18 protein-coding genes and 1 pseudogene are annotated in these 19906 nt (G+C 45.5%); 7 read left to right on the top strand and 12 right to left on the bottom strand.

Going from position 1 to position 19906, the window contains the following annotated elements; all coding sequences use genetic code 11:
• From A1D16_RS09690 to A1D16_RS09665, 6 genes and pseudogenes are all read right to left on the bottom strand, one after another.
• Positions 1 to 935, bottom strand: a pseudogene (locus A1D16_RS09690) (DNA mismatch repair protein MutS); the annotation flags it as partial.
• Positions 936 to 990: 55 nt separating this feature from the next.
• Entirely contained in the window at positions 991 to 2343 is a 1353-nt protein-coding gene (locus A1D16_RS09685) for a HAMP domain-containing sensor histidine kinase (RefSeq protein WP_290709160.1), read from the bottom strand.
• 50 nt (positions 2344 to 2393) lie between these two features.
• Complete coding sequence (locus A1D16_RS09680; RefSeq protein WP_290709159.1) at positions 2394 to 3455, bottom strand: rhodanese-related sulfurtransferase; 1062 nt, start codon at positions 3453 to 3455, stop codon at positions 2394 to 2396.
• An 81-nt stretch (positions 3456 to 3536) separates the two neighbouring features.
• Positions 3537 to 6008: a DUF5686 and carboxypeptidase regulatory-like domain-containing protein gene (locus A1D16_RS09675; protein ID WP_290709158.1), complete on the bottom strand. Its 2472-nt coding sequence runs from the start codon at positions 6006 to 6008 to the stop codon at positions 3537 to 3539.
• Positions 6009 to 6011: 3 nt separating this feature from the next.
• A complete protein-coding gene (locus A1D16_RS09670) occupies positions 6012 to 6356 on the bottom strand; it encodes a hypothetical protein (RefSeq protein WP_290709157.1) in 345 nt (114 codons plus the stop codon).
• 18 nt (positions 6357 to 6374) lie between these two features.
• Entirely contained in the window at positions 6375 to 8834 is a 2460-nt protein-coding gene (locus A1D16_RS09665; protein WP_290709156.1) for a penicillin acylase family protein, read from the bottom strand.
• 261 nt (positions 8835 to 9095) lie between these two features.
• On the opposite strand from A1D16_RS09665, the gene miaE (A1D16_RS09660) reads away from it, so the two are divergent.
• The 3 genes from miaE (A1D16_RS09660) to A1D16_RS09650 are packed head-to-tail and all read left to right on the top strand — an operon-like array spanning position 9096 to position 10709.
• Positions 9096 to 9317 carry a tRNA isopentenyl-2-thiomethyl-A-37 hydroxylase MiaE gene (gene miaE / locus A1D16_RS09660; protein WP_290709155.1) on the top strand — a complete coding sequence of 74 codons (222 nt, stop codon included), beginning with the start codon at positions 9096 to 9098 and terminating at the stop codon, positions 9315 to 9317.
• Between the two features lie 28 nt (positions 9318 to 9345).
• Entirely contained in the window at positions 9346 to 9711 is a 366-nt protein-coding gene (gene miaE / locus A1D16_RS09655; RefSeq protein ID WP_290709154.1) for a tRNA isopentenyl-2-thiomethyl-A-37 hydroxylase MiaE, read from the top strand.
• An 11-nt stretch (positions 9712 to 9722) separates the two neighbouring features.
• The gene (locus tag A1D16_RS09650) at positions 9723 to 10709 is read left to right on the top strand and encodes a hypothetical protein (protein WP_290709153.1); all 987 of its coding nucleotides are present in this window, start codon (positions 9723 to 9725) and stop codon (positions 10707 to 10709) included.
• On the opposite strand, the gene A1D16_RS09645 is transcribed toward A1D16_RS09650, so the two are convergent.
• From A1D16_RS09645 to A1D16_RS09620, 6 genes are read right to left on the bottom strand one after another with little or no spacing between them, the layout of a single operon-like run.
• Complete coding sequence (locus A1D16_RS09645) at positions 10682 to 11671, bottom strand: GSCFA domain-containing protein (protein ID WP_290709152.1); 990 nt, start codon at positions 11669 to 11671, stop codon at positions 10682 to 10684. The genes A1D16_RS09650 and A1D16_RS09645 overlap by 28 nt on opposite strands.
• Complete coding sequence (locus A1D16_RS09640) at positions 11668 to 12543, bottom strand: hydroxymethylglutaryl-CoA lyase (protein WP_290709151.1); 876 nt, start codon at positions 12541 to 12543, stop codon at positions 11668 to 11670. Before A1D16_RS09640 ends, A1D16_RS09645 begins: the two co-directional genes overlap by 4 nt.
• Positions 12544 to 12578: 35 nt before the next feature.
• Positions 12579 to 13355 carry a 23S rRNA (guanosine(2251)-2'-O)-methyltransferase RlmB gene (gene rlmB / locus A1D16_RS09635; protein ID WP_290709150.1) on the bottom strand — a complete coding sequence of 259 codons (777 nt, stop codon included), beginning with the start codon at positions 13353 to 13355 and terminating at the stop codon, positions 12579 to 12581.
• Between the two features lie 43 nt (positions 13356 to 13398).
• Positions 13399 to 14652, bottom strand: coding sequence for a methionine adenosyltransferase (gene metK / locus A1D16_RS09630; protein ID WP_290709149.1), 1254 nt, complete (start codon positions 14650 to 14652; stop codon positions 13399 to 13401).
• A gap of 51 nt (positions 14653 to 14703) precedes the next feature.
• Positions 14704 to 16155, bottom strand: a complete 1452-nt coding sequence (locus tag A1D16_RS09625) for a DUF4270 family protein (protein WP_290709148.1) — start codon at positions 16153 to 16155, stop codon at positions 14704 to 14706.
• A 41-nt stretch (positions 16156 to 16196) separates the two neighbouring features.
• Entirely contained in the window at positions 16197 to 17009 is an 813-nt protein-coding gene (locus tag A1D16_RS09620; protein ID WP_290709147.1) for a glycogen/starch synthase, read from the bottom strand.
• Positions 17010 to 17097: 88 nt separating this feature from the next.
• On the opposite strand from A1D16_RS09620, the gene panC reads away from it, so the two are divergent.
• From panC to rfaE2, 4 genes are read left to right on the top strand one after another with little or no spacing between them, the layout of a single operon-like run.
• Complete coding sequence (gene panC / locus A1D16_RS09615) at positions 17098 to 17952, top strand: pantoate--beta-alanine ligase (protein WP_290709146.1); 855 nt, start codon at positions 17098 to 17100, stop codon at positions 17950 to 17952.
• A gap of 49 nt (positions 17953 to 18001) precedes the next feature.
• Positions 18002 to 18346 carry an aspartate 1-decarboxylase gene (gene panD, locus A1D16_RS09610; RefSeq protein WP_290709145.1) on the top strand — a complete coding sequence of 115 codons (345 nt, stop codon included), beginning with the start codon at positions 18002 to 18004 and terminating at the stop codon, positions 18344 to 18346.
• 10 nt (positions 18347 to 18356) lie between these two features.
• A complete protein-coding gene (locus A1D16_RS09605) occupies positions 18357 to 19361 on the top strand; it encodes a lysylphosphatidylglycerol synthase transmembrane domain-containing protein (protein ID WP_290709144.1) in 1005 nt (334 codons plus the stop codon).
• Between the two features lie 11 nt (positions 19362 to 19372).
• Positions 19373 to 19870, top strand: a complete 498-nt coding sequence (gene rfaE2 / locus A1D16_RS09600) for a D-glycero-beta-D-manno-heptose 1-phosphate adenylyltransferase (RefSeq protein WP_290709143.1) — start codon at positions 19373 to 19375, stop codon at positions 19868 to 19870.
• The last annotated feature ends 36 nt before the right edge of the window (positions 19871 to 19906 follow it).

Below are 19906 nucleotides of genomic sequence, written 5' to 3'. Positions count from 1 at the left end.
GGATGATAGGCTTTTACCAGGTGTATATGGGCTTTGTCTACTACAATGGGATATTCACCGTTGTATTCGTCTGCAAACCGGGCTTTAGAACGGATAAAATCATATTCGCCACAAATATCGAGATAGGATGTCAGCAGCGGGGCATGTTTTGCCATCTGCGCTGTTAAACTTCGCAGAATCCGGTACACTTCCCTGCTTTCTTCATTTTCGAGGGAGTATACTTCATTATTCAGTTCAATGGTTTCCTCGGGTTCAATAAAGGCGGTTTTGCGGGTATCGCTTTCACCGTGCAGAATACCCTTGATCATGCGTTTTTGCTCGGCAAAAATTGCTACCACCCTACGCCCATTCAGGAAAGACTCTTCGATATCTGCCAGGTATCCCTGTTTATTTAATTTCTGGATAACACGTTCAAACACTCTTCGGAGATCCGCCTTTTTTTTATACAAGCTAATGCGGATTCGCCGCAGGTCTTCAGAGGCATGATCCAACACATTTCCGTTTTCGTCCAATACTTCCTGTATAGCGGCCTGGATGGCTTTTTCGTAATAACTGCCTTCAATTACCCGGGTGAGGCCAGGATAGGTTTCTCTGCGTTCTTTATCGAACCAGCGAAAAATCCGGTCCATATTTTCGGCGAGTTTGCGAATTTCTACAAATTGCTCGCCCGATAATACGGCACCAGGAATACCCAGCAGTTTTAATTCTTTCGCCAGGTTAAGGACAAAATCATTGGGGAAATAAAGTGCGTTTTGCAACAGGGTCCTGAACTCATGACTTTGCCTGAGTTCGGTTTCGATAAAGCTAAGACGGGTATGAATCCTGAGCTCCCGGGCTTTGGAACGGGCATATTCAGTTTTACAATGCGCTTCTAAAAGGGTCTTGATTTTTTCAAACTCCAGTTGTACTACCGCCGATTCTGGAAACAATTTCATAAGCTGATCTTCCGGAGGCCTTTTCCGGCCTCAGCCCGGCAAAGTTAGGGGATTCTTAGTTTTTCACCGGTTGAGTGCGCGGCAGTGTGAAACGGAATTCACTTCCGCGGCCCGGTTCAGAGCTGATGCTCAGCCAACCTCCGTTGCGGTGCAGGTACTCGCGACAAAGCATTAAGCCAATGCCGGTACCTGCCTCGTTATTGGTTCCCTGGGTGGTAAAAAAAGCATTTTCCTGTAATTTTTCGATGGTTTCAGCCGTCATTCCCTTGCCGTTATCTTTCACATAGACCTCGATATGTGTATCCAGTTCCCTTGCGCCAATCTGCACCAACCCCCTCTCAGGCGTAAACTTCAGCGCATTGGTCACCAAATTCCGGAGCACCATCTGAGTCATATCCTTATCGGCCCAAACCAGGGCATCTTCCTTCAGTTCATTGCTTAGTTCGATTGATTTAGAATTTGCCTGCAGCCGTACCAGTGCAACAAGTTCCCTGGTCAATACCGCCATATTAAGCTGCTCGGGACAAGAAGCTGCAGCCTGCAGCTGGCTTTTGGCCCATTGTAGCAGGTTTTCCATTAGGTTGGTGGTGAATTGCATTTCCTGGTTTATTTCCGGAATCATCATCTTCACTTCTTCAGCGGGCAAATCGTATTGCTCGATATTACGAAACAGGTTTTTCAGGGCATACATCGGAGTTCTCAGATCATGGGCAATTACCGAAAACAACTTATTCTTGAGCGTGTTGAGTTCGCTTAACTGGGCAGATTGCATTTCCACCAATTTTTTTTTCGCCTGCAAACGCTCATTGAAAGCAATAAGTTCTGCCTGGTACCCCGTATTTTCTTTCTTTATCAGGTACAAGGCATAAAAAATAAAGAAAAGCGCTAATAAATGATTGCCGACAAAAAATGGATAATTAAGGGTTGAGAGTTCCGTCGTATAATCCTGCTTGAGCACATATACCAGTATATAGCAGAGGGCTGCGATGGTACCGCAGAAGATAACCTGTTGTAGTTTGGGCAGAAAAAAAACCGATAATACGCCGTATAATATAAAAAACAGTTCAATTCCCAGGTCAAGATCAGCTGCATACACCAGGGTACTCAATACCGGGTAACAGGTGAAATAAATCATTAATGCAGCAGTTGATTTTTCCCAGTAAGTAAAGGCCAAAACCGTTCCACTTATAAACGCCGGGGAACAAGCCACCACCCAGGCAATTACGGGAAGTTGATCATTGTTTAACAAACCGGCTATGGGCAAGCAGATACCAGTCAACAATCCCATCCAGTTTAACCGGTTAAAAATGCGCATTTTCCGCATTTCTAAAGAATCCATGGCCCGATCCTCTTCTACCACCCTTTCTTTCTGGGCCCAGCCCACCTGTAACAACAGTCTATTGATCATAAGGCACCTATTTTCCGGCCCTCCACCAGGCCGAACTAAATAAACGAGGATCAAAGAGTTGTATTGTCTCCAGCAGCAACCGAACCGGTGGCACCCGACCGGTGACGACGGGATTTATTAAAGATATTCTGGTCTTTGGTAATGCCTTTACGAAGCGCCTGTTGCTGCTCCAAAGGCAGATGAATTACTTCCTGACAGGCCGCACTACAGCAACCTTCGTATTTTTCTGAACAGGCTTTGCACTGTATAAAAAGCAGGTGACAGCCTTCATTTACACAATTGGTATGATCATCTGCCGGTTCGCCACACTGGTGGCAGCGGGCAATTATTTCATCGGAGATCCGCTCTCCCAGCCGGTTATCAAACACAAAATTTTTACCCCTGAACTTATTCGGCAGCCCCTGTTCCCTTGCTTTATTGGCATATTGAATAATGCCACCTTCGAGGTGAAATACCTTTTTAAACCCCTTGTGCAGCAAATAGGCGCTTGCTTTTTCACAACGGATGCCCCCCGTGCAATACATGATAATATTTTTATCCTTATCTGCCTCTAACATCTCTGCCGCCATCGGCAACTGCTCCCGGAATGTATCACTCGGTACTTCAATAGCACGGTCAAAATGCCCTACTTCATATTCATAATGATTCCGCATATCTACCACAATGGTGGAGGGGTCATCTGTAAGGCTATTAAAGGTTGCCGCATCTACATAGCGGCCTTTATTTTGCATATCGAACGTCGGATCCTCAATTCCATCTGCCACGATCTTATCCCGAACTTTAATTTTCAAAACCCAGAAGGATTTGCCATCGTCATCCACGGCAATGTTCAACCGGAGCCCGCTTAAGGGTTCAATACTATACAAATAGCTTCGAAAAGCCTCCAGGTTTCCGGAGGGCACGCTAATTTGAGCATTAATACCTTCCTTCGCCACATAAATGCGGCCAAATACCTTTAATGCATTTAACCGGACATACAACTGATCCCGAAATGCCTGGGGGTCTTCTATCAAAAAATACTGGTAAAAAGATATGGTGGTCCGGGGTTCGGTTTCCTCCATTAAACGACGCTTCAGCTCCTCCTGGGAGACTCTATTGTGTAATACGGGCATTAATTATGAAATTTTAAGGACACTTGCCTGGTGAACAAAATTTCCTGAACGCCGCAAAGATATGAAATTCTGATCAGTGGTTTAATCGTTGGAACCAAAGGAGAACCCCCGGATGGATAGCCTGCCATAAGTTCCTGAAAAACGCCCCTGGTCGAAGCGCATTACCAGGTCTACCCGCATAATTTTGAGAATATTTTCCAAACCTATCAGCACTTCTCCATAATGACGATTTCCATCAAGCCAAATTGCATTGACCCCACCCACTAAAAACCAATTGAGTTGCCGGAAGCCAGGAATTTTATTGGTAAGCAATCCATTCAGATGATGTTCCACATGGCCTTCCATCCAGAGACGCGAATTGGTACTATAGGCATAATAAGGCAATGCCTGGAAACTACTCATATACGGATTGGCAAACAATAATTGATTACCATTAAAATGTTTCAAATCAGGCACCTGAACCGCATTCCGTTGCAAAAAACCACCTACCGAAACATTGTACTGAAACAGGCCGCCGATCTTTAGGTTCAACTCATCCCGGATGCCCGATTCCCATTTAAGGTAATCTACATCCGAACCAAAGATCCCCTTCCATCCTTTCGTCAGCGCCAGGGACATGGAAGGATATTTAGAACCCAGGTTTAATTTCCTATCGGGAAACTCTACGTAACGCAATCCTGGTTTCCAGCTAATGGCAAGTTCCGTACTAAATGCCTTGTGCGCTTCCATCGGCGCTGCCAGCAGTGCCCCGGGTAAATTGGGTGAAAACTCCCTTGCTTTAAGATCGCGCCATTTATAGTCCGTGGTATTGTTCACCGACCAGCGGTCCTGATAATTTAATCCGCCGGTTATAACAAATCCATTGTTTAATTCTTTCCGGTACTGGAGTTTTCCATACCAGGCCTCGTAAATTTTCATATAATTGAGCTCTCTCCACAAAGTGGCAAAGCTGTTAACCAGGGGGCCAACCGGTGCTTCATTGTTAAACTGAAATACGTATTTCCCCCCGCTGAAGCTGAGGCTGGAAGCATTACTGGTTCCGAAATTATACGTGCCCTGCAACCTTGCATTGAGGTGGCCGTTGGAAAACCCATACCGGATCGTAGGCTTCAGGCTGATAGATTTTCCGCTATTAAGCGAATCAAGTCGTTTATTCCATACCCCCGATACCGCTAGTGCCAACCCTTCTACCGTATTATAACTCACGGATTGCAGCAATGAATTAACGTTGATGGTTACCCGCTTTTTTTGGATGCTGAAACTTTCTCCCGTCAGTAATAAACCCATTATGGATAATTTGTTTCGAATCCTGTCCAGTGAATCAAGGTAACGTGGATCCTTGCGAGCCAGCTCCAGGCTATCTTTTTTACGGTAATCCAATAATTCTTCCGGCTGCAGGGGAAGGGGGCGGATAGAATCCCAGTATTCAACCGATTTCCGATTCGATCCCTCGTTATACTTCATCACAATATTGTTAAAGAATTTGGGGGCGAATCCTGGTTCAAGGTTGAAATCGGAATAAACCGTCACCGAACTTCCGATGGCATCAAAACCAAATCTTTTTATAGTTGGATAAAGTACCTGCTTACGGATAACCCATTGTTGATCGTTTTCGAAGGGTGCATATAACTGTTCAATCTTCAGCGTATCCAGGATTTCCATTTGTGATTCCTTCAACAATTGTAACTGCAGGCTGTGAATGCGCCAGTCATTTTCGGTGATCAGAATGGTTCCGGAAAATACCGGTTCAAATTTCCGTTTCGGAATAACTTTGATACGGTTGATCTCTTTTCCTTCTTCCCAGAAACTTCCTTCGTATTTATAGCGGTAATAATGCAGGGCATTGCTGGCAATCGGGCTTATAAACCCCCGCTGGTTCAGGCCCTGCACCACAATACTATTCTGGTAAAAATTGATAATCCGCGGCAGGCTCAATCCGAATGAATTACTATTTCCGCTTACCCGGGTAGAGACCACTTCAAGTTTATCCAAACCCGGGCCTTTCACGGAATAATTAGAGACCGTTTCTGATAAATAAAGGATTTTCCGTTTACTGGTATCACCGTCTTCAAAATCAACTCGCTGCCCCAGGAACCTGTTCGGAAAATCACGCAGCTGCAATTGTTCTTTGGTATATACTTTACACTGGAAACCACTCATTTCCTCCAGGTATTCCTTTCTTTTTTTAATGGCGTTTCGGATTATTTCATATGCAGGGTCTTCCGCCCCTGGTTTTACCACTACTTCACTTAGTGTTGCCTGCTGTAATTGTAAGGTAAAATCTAGCTGGGAGCTGGCACTGCTTAGCTCAATGCTACGCTCCAGTTTGGTATATCCCACATGTTGGGCAACCAGGGTATAATTTCCATTGGGTAAATTCAGTTGATAAAAGCCATTTACACCGGATGTGGTACCCTCCTTTCCGTTTTTGATATAGATGGAAGCATAGGGCAAGGGTTTGCCATTTTCATCCCTGACATATCCACTGATGGTACCGGCACGTAGCAGCCCCTGCTGGAGCAGCATTAATAAAACCAATAAAAATTTCTGCATAGGTTAAAACATCTTCCTGGCAAGGCTACCTGTTAGTGCTGCTAATCCGGCTACCAATGCTCCTAACCCACCTGTAACCAGGATCAAGAGCAGGGGATTTTCGATGTTAAGCAAAAGCATGGACATTCTTTTTGCAAGAATTCCTTCATTTGCCGCATTGATCAACCAGGCATGAATACTCCATAATAAAAACAGTGCAATAAATCCTGATAAAAATGCTTTCCATCCTGCCTGGGGTATGGCAATGGCAACTATGAATGCACCAATAGCTATGCTCCACCACGGTAAATATAAACCGAGAACAAAACTTAACAGTGCAGTGAGTATCGTTGAAATGATAAATTTCATGTTAAAATTATTTTCATGCTAGCCTTTGCGGAATTCCATCGTCCACCTGATTTTCGGATCGCTGGTTGTTCCGCGTTTCAGGAAGAGCAAACGGTAATGCTTACCCGCTGCCCAGTCGTCTACAAAGCTATCATAGTATTTACTGCCCGGGTTACCACTTTGTCCGCCCGGATAAATCCCATATCCTTCCACATCATCTGTCATATGAATTACCATTCGCCAGCTTTGTCCATGATCAGCACTGGTAGCATTGATTACTCCTTTGCCACCCCCTACCGGTAGGTCAGACCGGTTAAACGGCTTGATAACTTTTAAAAGATGATTCACCCCGGTTGCCTTTACTTTTTCCCAGGCTAGCTCATTTTTTGCCGCTAGTTTATCCAACGAATCTGAAACCAGGTTAAGAGAGCTGGCCAGCAGGTCTTCCAGTCCTTCTTTTGTTTCTGTATTGATATTATCGGTAAAGGAATACACTGAGTCTCGCAGGAGGCTTTCCACCAGCGTAAACTCGGAGGGCCAGGGCATTGGCAGATCGGTTTGTTCAAACTCGTCGCTCCATACAGAACGCTCCAATTGCTTCCACCAGAAATCAAATACAGTAGCGCCTTCCGAGCCGGGCTCATTTCTTAAATTCCATTTTCTAAAGATCTCCAGGTATTTTCTACCCGATTCTGTTAGGCTGGCCGGGTTTGTTTTTAGCAGAATAGGCCGGGCAAACTCTGCTTTCACCACATAATCATTCAGTTGCATTTCCATCATTTGCTCCGGACGGATCTGCTGCATGGAATCGAGCAGCCGATTGATCATATAGCCCCTGTAGATAGGAAATTCTGTTCCTGTATAATAGGGATAGCTGCCATCCGCTACCAATTGATTAGCGCTGCTTACATAATTGCGTTCCGGGTTGATCATCCTTGGATTCTCTTCAGTCGGAATCATGCCTCGCCACATATAGGAGCTATCGGTCCCTTTCATAATAAAGTCACCCTGCCTTCTCCATTTTGCCGGGAAAACACCCTGTTGTGTAAGGGCTATATCGCCGGTTTTGGAGGCAAAGATGCAGTTCTGACCAGGACAGGTAAGGTATTTAATAGCTTCCTGGTAGTCGGCCAGGTTTTTTGCGTGATTCAGCTCATAAAAAGCACGTCCGTCATTGCTGGGATCATGTGCTTTCCAGCGTACGGCCAGGTAGCGGATGGTCTGATCATCGATCTTGTAGGAATCATCGTACATTACCGGGCCAAAATGCGTGTAGGTTACGGTGTCCTGTAAATCTGGTTCTCCTTTGATTTTAATGATTTCAACCCGCTTCTCTGCTGGTTTCCAGGCGCCGTTAAACCAATACGCCGATTTGGTGGCATCCTGGAACCTGATTTCATAATAATCCTTTACATCCCTGCCAGCATTGGTAAACCCAAAAGAAATATCTTCATTAAACCCGATAATTATATTCGGCGATCCGGGAAAGCTAACGCCATAGGCGCTGAATTCGGGCGTTGTTAACTGCATTTCAAACCAGAGCGAAGGCAGGTTTAACCCAAGGTGTGGATCATTGCTCAAAATGGGCCGCCCAGAGGCTGTTTTAGCACCGGATACCGCCCAGTTATTACTTCCATTTTCAGGGTTTGGTTTATTTTCCAGCACATTGCTGACCGTATCTCCCTGGAAAGAAAAATAAAGAGAATCCGCATCTGCCGGTGGCTCCAGGTTCATAGCCGGACCAGCCGGGTAGGGTTGCTGCAGCGTGTTTGGCACCACGGGTTTCAGAGAATCGGCCAGGTAGTAAAACAATTGTTCATAGTCCATCTGGGAAAAAACGCTGCGTGCGTTGGTAAATTCCAGGTCAGACTCCGAACCTGCCAGGTCATAACTCATGTATTTCAGGAAAAGAGCCGTTTTCAGGATCGACCATTTTTCGGGATAATAGCCAAGTAATTTATATTCAATAGGCAGCTCCGCAATGGTTAGCTGGTCAATATACGCATTCACCCCTTTTGCATAGGCTTCGTACTGCGCCAGTGATTCCGGCGATTTTTCCACTTCTTTAACCGATTGTTCGGCGGCATAGACCATGCCCAACCTCCGCATACTTCGGTCATAGTTCAGGATGCGGCCGCCCGGACCTGTACCCAGGATTTCACTAATTCGCCCAGCCGCCGCATGCGTCTGAAACTCCATTTGCCAGAGACGGAATTTGGCATGCAAAAACCCCTGTACAAAATAAAGGTCGGGCTCATTACCGGCAACCACGTGGGGCACCAGACGATCATCCATATAAACGGAAACCGGGCCTGAAAGCTCTGGAAAGGAAAAAGTCAGGTTATAGGTTTGATCAACAGGTTCTGCATTTTGCCAGATTCCATGTTGAGGGCTCAGCAATTTACCCAGGGGCGCCGGTAATACTTGCCGGCTGTCCAGCGTATAAACAAGTCCGATAGTAGCCAGCGCTCCGGCGGCAAAACTCAGGTATCTCCTCATATAGCGCAAGGTTAATATGCGCTAAAAATAATATTAATTTCCATTTAACACTATTTAAGCTAACCAAGTGGCTGTTTTGTTGTCAAATACGTATGAAAAGCAGGACAATTATATCAACTCTGAAGGCAAAACACCTACTTGGTTTTTTGTTTATGGTATTGCTGCTACTGATGCTGATCAAATAACCAGCAAGCGGAAGCCGGCACCATTTCCTATTTTTGCGTGCAACCATACGGGTTGTCCTCAAATTTTACGCAACATATGGAAGAAGAAATTTCATCAGAAGTCAGGAACATACTGGGCCTGCAATTACCCACCGACCCCAGGTGGGTAGACCTGGCCGCAATTTCCATGGAAGATATCCTTACCGATCATGCGTATTGCGAACAAAAAGCGGCTACCACCTGCATTTCTCTTATTCAACGCTATTCTGATAAAACCCTGCTGGTAAAAGAGCTGGCCCCCATAGTTACGGAAGAATAGGGGGCATTTCAGGCTGGTATTACAGGAATTGGAAAAAAGAGGGGGCAGGCTGGGAAAGCAACGCAAGGACGAATACGTCAATCACCTGCTTAACTTTCAGCAAAAAGGTGGTCATGAAGACCTTCGTTTCCTGGATCGCCTTCTAACCATGGCTATGATCGAAGCACGTAGCTGCGAGCGCTTTAAACGTCTGAGCGAAGGTTTACAAGACGAATACCTCCGCAAATTCTATCGCCGTTTCATGGAAAGTGAAGCAGGGCATTATAAACTTTTTATTGAACTGGCAGAACATTATATAGATAAAGAGATCGTTCGTAAACGCTGGGCTGAATGGCTGGAAGCTGAAACCTTGATCATGCAGCAACTTAGCGTGCGGGGTGATCGGATTCATTAAACAAGCCGTTTATGCAAGTACCTGAGTACGTAAAAAAAGCTGCTACGCAGTTTTGCCGGCAAATAGCCAATATAGTACCCCTCGGCAAACTGGCAAATCTTTCCAGTTACGAAGTGCTGCCGGTACAAGGGCCAGCCTTTATACTGAAGGAACTACCAATAACAGCTTTAGCTAACAACCTGGAGGGTAGCTGGCAATGGCTGTGTAACACAGAAACGGTGGAAGCACCTGTTATTTGGACTGTCCTCGGTGCTGTTCCGGATCTTTATCAGATAACCCGCTGCGATGCTCCCCTGGCAACAGAGATTGCCAGCGCGTATGCCCGCTTTTTTAGAACTGCCAACCAACAACCTATGGTTGATCGACAGCCAGGCTTACCCGATCTGCACAATTTAAACGCTGGTAAAAAGGGCTTGGAAACAGCTATTGAGCAGGCCCCTATTAAAAAGTTATTGAAAGCCACCCATGTAATTGCCAGCCTGCGCGAAAGAGTTCCTTATTTGGCTTTGTATAACCGGATCCTATCCGATAAAAAAACCTTTCCGCTGCGATGGATGCATGGTAGTGCCGGGCCCGGCAATACGCTGTTTGATGCCGAAACACATAAAGCCTGGTCGGTGCTGGGTATAGAGCAAGTAAAGCCAGGCCTATTCTTTTCAGACCTGGGCGAACTCCTACGCACCGTTGCCTCTACCGAAGACGAGGACAGCCGGGTTTGGGAAAATGTAGGTATTTCCCAGCCCGTTTACGACAGCTTGCTTACTACTTACCTGCAATTAGTAAAAAATAGCCTTACCGAAGAGGAAATAAAACTGCTACCCTGCGCGGGATTACTGGTCACTTACCTGCAGGCCCTCCTGTTTACGACTGATTACCTTAGGAATGCCCCGCGCACTACCTTCAACGAGGAAGACCTGAACCTGCACCGAGCTTTTAACCAGTTGATCCTGCTCGAAAAAATGGAAGCGGTTCAACCTTTTTCGCCCGACTGGAAATAAGCCAGTTCGCGCGAAAAATCAAGGTAGGGATAGGCGTCCTGCAGCTCGCGTGTTTTTTGGGCAAAATTTTGAAGAAAATTCTTGTGTGCAGTTGTCTCCGGCTGAAAAGCAGTATGTTTTCCGGCAATTACCACTTGTTGAATTTTATCCATCAGAAGCTGCGCGTCTGGTTGAATATAAGTTTGCTTGAATTGTTCCAACACATAGCTGGTAGCCTGGTAATTAGGGTGTGCAAGATCGATATCATAAAAACGATAATCGCGTAGTACATCAATGACCAGTTCATAGGCCGGAAAGTAATGGAGCCGGTTGAATTTATCCACCAGGTGATGTACAGCTTCCAGCAACCTGGCTTTACTCCTGTTATTTTCCACCACACCATCGCGCAAATGCCGTACCGGGCTTACGGTAAATATCACTTCCAGCGATGGGTTAAACCGAAACAACCGATGCAGCACATTGTCGAGGGCAGCCACCGTTTCATCAATACTGCACAAATGCTTCCGGAAGTGCTGGGCAGGGTACCGATGGCAGTTTGCAACGGGGTACTCCCCTTTTTCTGTTAGGCGATACGAATAAGACGAGCCAAGTGTAATAATCAGCCACCTGGATTTTTTCAAAAACTCCGTGGCGGCCTCCCTTGCTGCATTCATTCCTTCTAATACAGCCTGCTTGTGTATTCCGGAAAACCTGGAATGATGTGACCAGCTATGCCAGAGTTCATTGTAATAAAACAGGTCCTCTTCCTGGTATCGTTTGTTTTCGAGATAACTTACCAGGCTGTTGCAAACACTGATAGGATCGAATAATATGCCATGCGGATTTTGTAGAACCGAATACTTCAGTTCCTGAAGCTTGTTACCGATATGTTCAGTAAAACAGGAGCCGATCAGAAATACCGGGTCTTTATAGCAGATTCCCGGTTCTGGTCCCTTCCATTGAATATCTGTCATCCATTTCATAGTACAACCGGCGAAAAGACTTCTTTAGCCAGTAATATCGACTTTTGAAGTGCTCCTTTATGAATCCCTGTTTCTATGCCTCTTGATTCCAGGTAACTAATAATAAAGGCAGTATCCATATTACCCACCAGTACATCTCCTGCCATCGGGCATCCGCCAATGCCTTTCAGGGCACCGTCAAAACGACGGCAGCCGGCGTTAAACGCGGCTTCGAGCTTTTCCGTACGGTTATCCGCTTTGGCATGCAGGTGTACCCCAATTTGCACTGCTGGCAATGCCTCTATAAGTGTGCTTGTTAAACGGCTGATCTGTTCCGGGCTTGCCAACCCGACGGTATCCGCCAGTGATATTACCGGTACGCCTAACGCGGCAATTTTTTCTGCCCAGTCCAGGACTATTTCTTCCGACCAGGGATCGTCATACGGGTTACCGAAGCCCATGGAAAGATAGATTACCAGTTCCTTGCCTTTCTTTTCGCAGAGACGTTGAATTTCCTCCACGGTCTGAAAAGAATGTTCAATGGTGCTATTGGTATTTCTGCGTTGAAAGGTTTCAGATACTGAAAAAGGGAAGCCGAGCGACCGGATGCTATCATAAACAACCGCCTCCTCCGCGCCTCTTGTGTTGGCAACAATACCCAGTAAGCCGGATCGGGTAGCACTTAAGTCAAGTGCTTCCAGTACCTCTTTAGTATCTGCCATCTGTGGTATTGCTTTGGGCGACACAAAACTTCCGAAATCGATGGTATGAAATCCTACATGTAAGAGCGCATTAATGTAGGCTACTTTCTGGAAAGCAGGGATCATTTGCGGCCATCCCTGCATAGCATCCCGGGGGCACTCCACCAGTTGCAAGTGTTGAGTAGTGGACATAGGCAAGTAAAGTACGCTAAATTCGTTGTTTTAAATTAAATGGAACGATTCCGTTGTCTTTGTGCTTCATACAGGATCATGCCGGTAGCTACGGACACGTTCAATGATTCAAAACCGCCCAGCATCGGTATCCGGAAAACGCCGTCTGCAATTTTCATCAGTGCCGGATATATTCCTTTGTCTTCACTTCCCATAATTATGGCTATAGGTTGTTTGAAGTCACAATCGTATACTAAATCTGCCGCGGTCATTTCGCTGGCAAGTACCTGTATTCCGTTAAGGTGAAGGGTATCAACCGCTTTCATCAGACTGTTTACCCGGCAAACAGCAATTTTTTCAAGAGCCCCTGCCGAGGTTTGAATAGCATCTTCCGTTAATGCACCTACTCCTTTATCTGGAATAATAATGGCCTGTACGCCACAACAGAGCGCGGTTCTGGCAATTGCACCAATATTCCTGATATCCGTAATTCCATCCAGGATCAGTAATAACGGCGTTTCGCCTTTTTCTACGATAAAACTGATGGTATCCTGGAGGTCCTGGTACTGGATCTTAGCAATCAGGCCCACCACCCCTTCATGGTCCGTTATATTAAAACCGTTGAGTTTTTCCACCGGTACTTTATTAATAGGTACCTGTTGCTGGGTGGCCAGTTTTTTTATTTCCTCTACCTCGGCTCCGTGAAGGGTTTGCATTAGATAAATCCGCTCCAACTGTTTGCCTTCTTTAAGGGCAGCCAGCAATTTTGCTTTTCCGATGATCAGGCTAGATTTTTTTGGCCGGTTTTGCGGTTGGGAACGAAATGACTTCATGTTGTAAAGTTAATCAAAAAGCCACCCGAAGGTGGCTTCCTCTTTATTTGAGACCAAAGGCTTTTTTGACTTTGGTTACATAATCCAGTTTTTCCCAGGTAAAAAGTTCCACTTTTTTCTTCACTATTTTACCATCGGGTGATTTAAATGATTTCTCCACGATCTCCGGTTTACGGCCCATATGGCCATAGGCAGCCGTTTCACTGTAGATAGGCGAACGTAACTTAAGCCGCTGCTCAATATAATAAGGGCGCATATCGAAGATGCTCTCCACTTTTTTAGCAATTTCGCCATCCGTTAGGTCTACTTTTGCCGTACCATAGGTGTTGATATAAATTCCCATTGGCTGGGCAACTCCGATGGCGTAGGATACCTGAACCAGCACCTCGTCACATAACCCGGCAGCAACCAGATTTTTTGCAATATGGCGGGTGGCATACGCTGCAGAACGGTCTACTTTGGAAGGATCTTTTCCACTGAAAGCACCTCCACCATGTGCACCTTTTCCGCCATAGGTGTCTACAATAATTTTTCTGCCGGTCAGGCCGGTATCACCATGCGGGCCTCCGATCACAAACTTACCAGTAGGATTGATATGGTATTTGATTTTGTCATTAAAGAGCTTGGCGTATTTTTTATATTTTGATTTAATCCTTGGTACAAGGATCTCGATCATGTCTTTTTTAATTTTCGCCAGCATTTTTCCCTCCGCATCAAAATCATCGTGCTGCGTAGAAATCACGATGGCATCAATACGAACCGGTTTGTTGTTATCATCATATTCCAGGGTAACCTGGCTTTTTGCATCGGGGCGCAGGTATTTGATCTGTTTATTTTCCCGGCGAAGGGCGGCCAGTTCCTGCAATAATTTATGCGCCAGGTCCAATGCCAGGGGCATATAATCTTCTGTTTCGTTGGTAGCATACCCAAACATCATACCCTGGTCTCCCGCACCCTGTTCTTCTTTCTTCTTCCGATCAACCCCTTGGTTGATATCGGGAGATTGTTCATGAATGGCGGAGAATACCCCACAGGAATTGGCTTCAAACATATATTCACTCCGGGTATACCCTATTTTCCGGATCACTCCACGGGCTATTTCCTGTACATCCAGGTAAGCTTTCGATTTTACTTCGCCTGCCAAAACTACCTGACCGGTAGTAACCAGGGTTTCACAAGCCACTTTCGATTGAGGATCGAATGCCAGGAAATTATCAATCAGGGCATCAGAAATCTGGTCGGCCACTTTATCAGGATGTCCTTCTGATACACTTTCGGAAGTGAATAAATAAGGCATGTAACTATTTATTTATTAAAAAAATTCGCAGCAAATATAACTGTCAAACCATTACAACCTGGAATAAACGAGGTAAAGCCTCAATTTTTTAGTGGGATGTGCCCCTCCTCCTACCACTACTCTGCCGGCAGCCACGCGGTTACTGATCTGGAGTTGGGTTTGATTGGTTCCTGACGGAGAAATAACTGGTCTGGTTGAGTACGGTGCAAATAAGCGGAGCGCATAGGATTTTTCTTTACGCGTTACAATTCCCTGTACATAAGCAGAAAGGTCAAATTCAATCTTTTTATTCAGCAGGAATCCGCCAAAACTTCCCGGATCATAAAATAAAGGAGAACTGTTTTGCTGAAAAACCCAGGAGTTGGGAACGGTAATAAAACGCGAGTTGGCGCTGTCTACCGCGTCCAGGAATAACAATCCAGGTGCAGGAAAACTGGCTTCCTCATTCCCTTCCAAAGGTTCCATAATAAGCGCGGCTTTATAAATAACCCGGTTATTTAATGCCTGTAGGCCAGGAATCTTAAGTAAGCTGTAAGAACCCGGGGTACTTTGAAGGTAGAGCTCCTGCTGGCTGTTGTTAGCGCCATTCTGTAACATAGTTTCATACGGCGTGCCGGAAACATCGCGGTAAATCAGGTTGGCATTTCCCCGGTTGGTATAGGAACCATCCGCTGAATTATAGATAAAAGTGGTAATGGTAGTATCGGGTGCGCCGTTACGGGTTCTGCGATAGTGGAAGCTGATTTTGGTTCCTTCTGCATCTGCAATATTGAAATAAGCCAGGGCCTTTTTTACCGAGGAGCCTGCATCCGGAACAATTGCCAATCCCCTGAACTTTTTCTCAAATGCCGAATCCTTTTTGGAATTATAAGTGGCGGTGTCAATATTGATCAGCTTCATTCCAAATTCATTGGTAAGGGGAATGCGCAGTTCATTCACGGTTTTTACCGTGTCTTTAACCCGTATATACGTTAAGCTATCATTGAGTGTATGGAAAGGCACATTCAATTTTTCCCCGATCTGCTGCGCCAGCTGAAAAGTTGGATGACTGATCAGATAACCAAGCGAGGTATCGGTAAAAGGAGCAGATTGGTCAATTTCATATACTTTGAAAGATTGTATGGAATTGGTGTCTCCGTAAACTGAATTATAGCGAAGTGAGAGAATAACAGAATCTAATCCGATGATACTGTCCGGTACCGATCCGAAAGGGTAGCCCGAAAAAGTGGAGGGCTCCAGCTGCAGGTAAATTTCTGCGGTTGTTTTGCCAAAAACAGGGTCTTCCAGTAACCCGAACGCATGTAAAGCGGTGGAGGAGATACGGGTACTGTCGGGCAATTCATAGGCCGTGGTCAATACCTCCATGGTTGTATCAAATACGTTTACATTGTCCACGGCAGGGATCAAACCTCCCCCCAATTGGGTTGTCCGGATCTTGGTACAGGACTCAATAAGAAGCACGGTAGCGATTACAAAGGAAAGGCTATACAGAAGTTTCTTCACAAAAAACCGGTTATTTTGTCTTAAATAGTAGAAATGCCCACTTACTTGGCAAGGTCGGTATACAGTTGTAAATAGTCTGTTAAATCAGATTCTGCATTGTATGCCAGTATTTTTTTACCTTTTGCCTTCGCAAATTCCTCTGCCAGTTTCTTCTCCACTTTTTCTGCACCAAACGTTACTGCATCGGCATAGGTGGCTCCTCCCTTGAACAGGGCGATATTATTGGCCTCTTTAAAAGGCTCCATATCTTTTTCTTTGATATTGGCATGAATAGCAGCCTGCTTCAGAAAATCTGCTCCCAGCTTTTCTTTAAAGGTATTCTGGCCGATCGTATAAACAACCTTACTATGACTGAATACCGGCTCTTTTTTATACGCTGTTTTCAGGTACAGGGGAATTAAACCACTCATCCAACCACTACAGTGAATAATGTCTGGCGGCCAGCCGAATTTCTTTACGGTTTCAAGCGCGCCTTTGCAAAAAAAGATGGTACGCAGACTATTATCTTCAAACCATTCTTCCCGGTCGTCATGGAAAACAAACTTCCGTTTGAAAAGGTCTTCATTGTCGAGAAAATATACCTGTAAACGGGCGTTGGGTAAAGATGCTACCTTGATTTGAAGCGGAAAATCATCATTGTCTACCGCAACATTGATTCCGGATAACCGTACCACTTCATGTAACCGATGGCGACGTTCATTAATGGTACCAAACCTTGGCATAATGCAACGTACTTCAAAACCATTGTCGTTTGATTTGATCGCCAGCCTGTTCACAATTTCAGAAAATTCTGTCAGCTCCAGGTACGGCGACATTTCGTTAGCAATGAATAAAATTCTTTTCTTTGTTGACATTTGATCGGTTACTATTGGTGAAAACCTTCTGTTTTTTCATTCAAATAGTGTGCAAAGGTAGTATTTTTCCGCCTAAAACCCTCATTACATGATCCTTTTTAAGCAGGCAGCCCGCCTCCGGCACAAGCTTCAGACCCTCCTGCAGGCAGGCGGCAGCATTGGTTTTGTTCCCACAATGGGGGCCCTACACCAGGGGCATTTGTCCTTACTCGAAGCCGCTGGCAAAGAAAACAGTACCGTGGTTTGCAGCATTTTTGTGAACCCTACCCAATTCAATGATCCGGCTGATTTCGAAAAATATCCGGTAACCCTGGAAAAAGATATCGAGTTATTGGAACAGGCAGGCGTAGATATATTATTTTTACCATCCATCCGAGAAATTTACCCGGAGGGCACGCAGGATTTGCCCACCTATGCGATCGGTTTCCTGGAAACCATCCTGGAAGGGCATTATCGGCCGGGCCATTTCCAGGGGGTGTGCCAGGTAATGCACCGCCTGCTCGACCTGGTGAATGCCGATCACCTTTACATGGGGCAGAAAGATTATCAGCAATGTATGGTGGTAGACAGGTTACTGAACCTGACCGGCATTACCACCAAACTGCATACCTGTAGCACTTTGCGGGAAGCAGATGGACTGGCAATGAGCAGCAGGAATGTACGGCTATCGGCCGAAGACCGGTCAACAGCCCGGTTAATTTCGCAGGTATTGGAAACAATCCGTAACGAAGTACAACCCGGATCCGTTAAAGGCCTGTTGCAGAACGCTCAGCAAAAACTGGAGTCGGCTGGTTTCAAGGTAGACTATGTAGCCCTTGCCCATGCCCGCACCCTGCAACTGATAGAAACCTGGGATGGCAAAGAGCCCCTGGTAGCCTTGGCTGCTGCCTATATTGGAGGAGTGCGGTTAATTGACAATATGTTAATCCATTCCATAAAGTAAACAAAATGCCTACCTTGCGATCCGTTTTCACTGTAATAAACACACCCAAATGGACATCGAGATACTAAAATCCAAAGTACACCGCCTTACTATTACAGAAGCAAACCTGCATTATGTTGGCAGCCTTACCCTGGACGAGGACCTGATGGATGCAGCCAATATGATTGAACATGAAAAAATTCAGGTAGTTAATGTAAATACCGGGTCAAGAATTGAAACCTATCTTATCAAAGGTAAACGAGGATCCGGGGTTTGTTGTTTAAATGGTCCGGCAGCCCGCCAGGGCACAGTGGGCGATATCGTAATAATTATTTCTTACGCACGCATGAACTTTGACGAAGCAAAAACCTTCCAACCCTGGGTGATTTTCCCGAAAGAAGGTAATTTGTTGTAAAATTTGCCGTATGAAAAAGAAGATCAACAGCCTGCTTCAATATGCATTTTTCCTGGGGCTGGCGATCTTTTTGGTGTGGTGGAGCCTGAGCAAAATTTCTGACCAGCACTGGGAAGAAATGAAAACAGCGATGCGTGAAACCAATTACTGGTTACTTATTCCGGTGGCAATAGCTTTGCTCGTAAGCCACCTGAGCAGGGCTATCCGTTGGAGAATTCTGATGGAACCAATGGGGTTTAAACCATCCCTCCTGAATACCTACCTGGCAGTTTTGATCGGCTATTTTGCCAATCAGGGTGTACCCAGGTTAGGCGAGGTATTAAAATGTACCATACTTAGCAGGTATGAAAAAGTTCCGGCCGATAAACTTATCGGAACTATTGTTGCAGAACGTGCTTTTGACCTCGTTTGCCTCCTGCTTGTTTTTGCTATAACTTTTTTCTCCCAGCTCTCTACGATTGGGCCATATGTGCGGGATATGATTAATAAACTGCTCTATGGGGGGGCTGAACAGGCAGGAAATAAGGGCCTTTATATCGGGCTGGGAATAATGCTGTTGTTGTTGCTTCTGGGCTGGTGGCTGGCAAAAAAATATGCCAATAGCGGCCTGGTTAAAAAAACCGGTTTGGTATTACAGGGGATCTGGCAGGGAATTAACAGCATCCGACACCTTAAAAACAGGGGCTGGTTCCTGTTTCACTCCTTTTTAATATGGTTTCTTTACCTGGCCAGTATCCGGATCGGTTTTTATGCTATGGAACCTACCAGTATGTACGGATGGCTGCCCTCCTTTTCTGTCTTATCTTTAGGCAGCGTAGGAATGATTGTAACACCGGGGGGAATGGGTGCTTACCCTATTCTGGTACAGGAAACAATGTCGCTCTATGGATTAAGCGAAGGGATCGGTAACGCATTTGGCTATATCCTCTGGCTTGCACAGTTTTTGCTGATCCTGGTAGCAGGCGCCGCTTCTCTACTATTACTACCCATGCTCAACAGAAAAAAAACAACCTAACCATCAGCTATATGCGAAACGCAAATATCATACACCAGAAAATCTATACCAGGGAAAAGCTGGTACGCCAGGTATTGGTGTGGAAATTCCTGAACAAACGGATTGTTTTCACCAACGGAGTTTTTGATATTCTGCACCAAGGACATATCTATTCACTTTCACAGGCGGCACAGGAAGGCGATATCCTGATTGTAGGCCTTAATGCCGACAGCTCTGTTAAACGGCTGAATAAAGGCCCTGAACGCCCTATAAACGACCAGCAATCCAGGGCTATGCTGATGGCTTCCCTGATTATGGTAGATGCGGTGGTACTTTTTGAGGAAGATACGCCGTATGAACTGATCCTCTCCCTGATGCCGGATGTACTGGTTAAAGGAGGTGATTACCGGGTTGAACAGGTGGTAGGGCACCGTGAGATCCTGGAAAATGGCGGACAGGTTATCATTAACCCGATCGTAGAAGGTTTTAGTACTACCAGCATCCTGAAGAAACTTGGAAATGAGCAGTAATGAAATTGCCTGTCGTAATAAACTGGAACTAAAAAA

It is taken from the genome of Flavihumibacter sp. CACIAM 22H1, assembly GCF_001601815.1.
Taxonomy (GTDB): Bacteria; Bacteroidota; Bacteroidia; order Chitinophagales; family Chitinophagaceae; genus Flavihumibacter.
This window is presented reverse-complemented; position numbering and strand designations above follow the sequence as displayed.

Excerpts from the sequence above, each read along its gene's own strand:
- A1D16_RS09680 (WP_290709159.1), bottom strand. The coding sequence starts at position 3,455 with ATGCCCGTATTACACAATAGAGTCTCCCAGGAGGAGCTGAAGCGTCGT.
- A1D16_RS09670 (WP_290709157.1), bottom strand. The coding sequence starts at position 6,356 with ATGAAATTTATCATTTCAACGATACTCACTGCACTGTTAAGTTTTGTT.
- miaE (WP_290709155.1), top strand. The coding sequence starts at position 9,096 with ATGGAAGAAGAAATTTCATCAGAAGTCAGGAACATACTGGGCCTGCAA.
- A1D16_RS09640 (WP_290709151.1), bottom strand. The coding sequence starts at position 12,543 with ATGTCCACTACTCAACACTTGCAACTGGTGGAGTGCCCCCGGGATGCT.
- A1D16_RS09650 (WP_290709153.1), top strand. The coding sequence starts at position 9,723 with ATGCAAGTACCTGAGTACGTAAAAAAAGCTGCTACGCAGTTTTGCCGG.
- panD (WP_290709145.1), top strand. The coding sequence starts at position 18,002 with ATGGACATCGAGATACTAAAATCCAAAGTACACCGCCTTACTATTACA.
- A1D16_RS09665 (WP_290709156.1), bottom strand. The coding sequence starts at position 8,834 with ATGAGGAGATACCTGAGTTTTGCCGCCGGAGCGCTGGCTACTATCGGA.
- A1D16_RS09620 (WP_290709147.1), bottom strand. The coding sequence starts at position 17,009 with ATGTCAACAAAGAAAAGAATTTTATTCATTGCTAACGAAATGTCGCCG.
- A1D16_RS09605 (WP_290709144.1), top strand. The coding sequence starts at position 18,357 with ATGAAAAAGAAGATCAACAGCCTGCTTCAATATGCATTTTTCCTGGGG.
- metK (WP_290709149.1), bottom strand. The coding sequence starts at position 14,652 with ATGCCTTATTTATTCACTTCCGAAAGTGTATCAGAAGGACATCCTGAT.
- panC (WP_290709146.1), top strand. The coding sequence starts at position 17,098 with ATGATCCTTTTTAAGCAGGCAGCCCGCCTCCGGCACAAGCTTCAGACC.
- rlmB (WP_290709150.1), bottom strand. The coding sequence starts at position 13,355 with ATGAAGTCATTTCGTTCCCAACCGCAAAACCGGCCAAAAAAATCTAGC.
- A1D16_RS09645 (WP_290709152.1), bottom strand. The coding sequence starts at position 11,671 with ATGAAATGGATGACAGATATTCAATGGAAGGGACCAGAACCGGGAATC.
- rfaE2 (WP_290709143.1), top strand. The coding sequence starts at position 19,373 with ATGCGAAACGCAAATATCATACACCAGAAAATCTATACCAGGGAAAAG.
- A1D16_RS09685 (WP_290709160.1), bottom strand. The coding sequence starts at position 2,343 with ATGATCAATAGACTGTTGTTACAGGTGGGCTGGGCCCAGAAAGAAAGG.
- A1D16_RS09675 (WP_290709158.1), bottom strand. The coding sequence starts at position 6,008 with ATGCAGAAATTTTTATTGGTTTTATTAATGCTGCTCCAGCAGGGGCTG.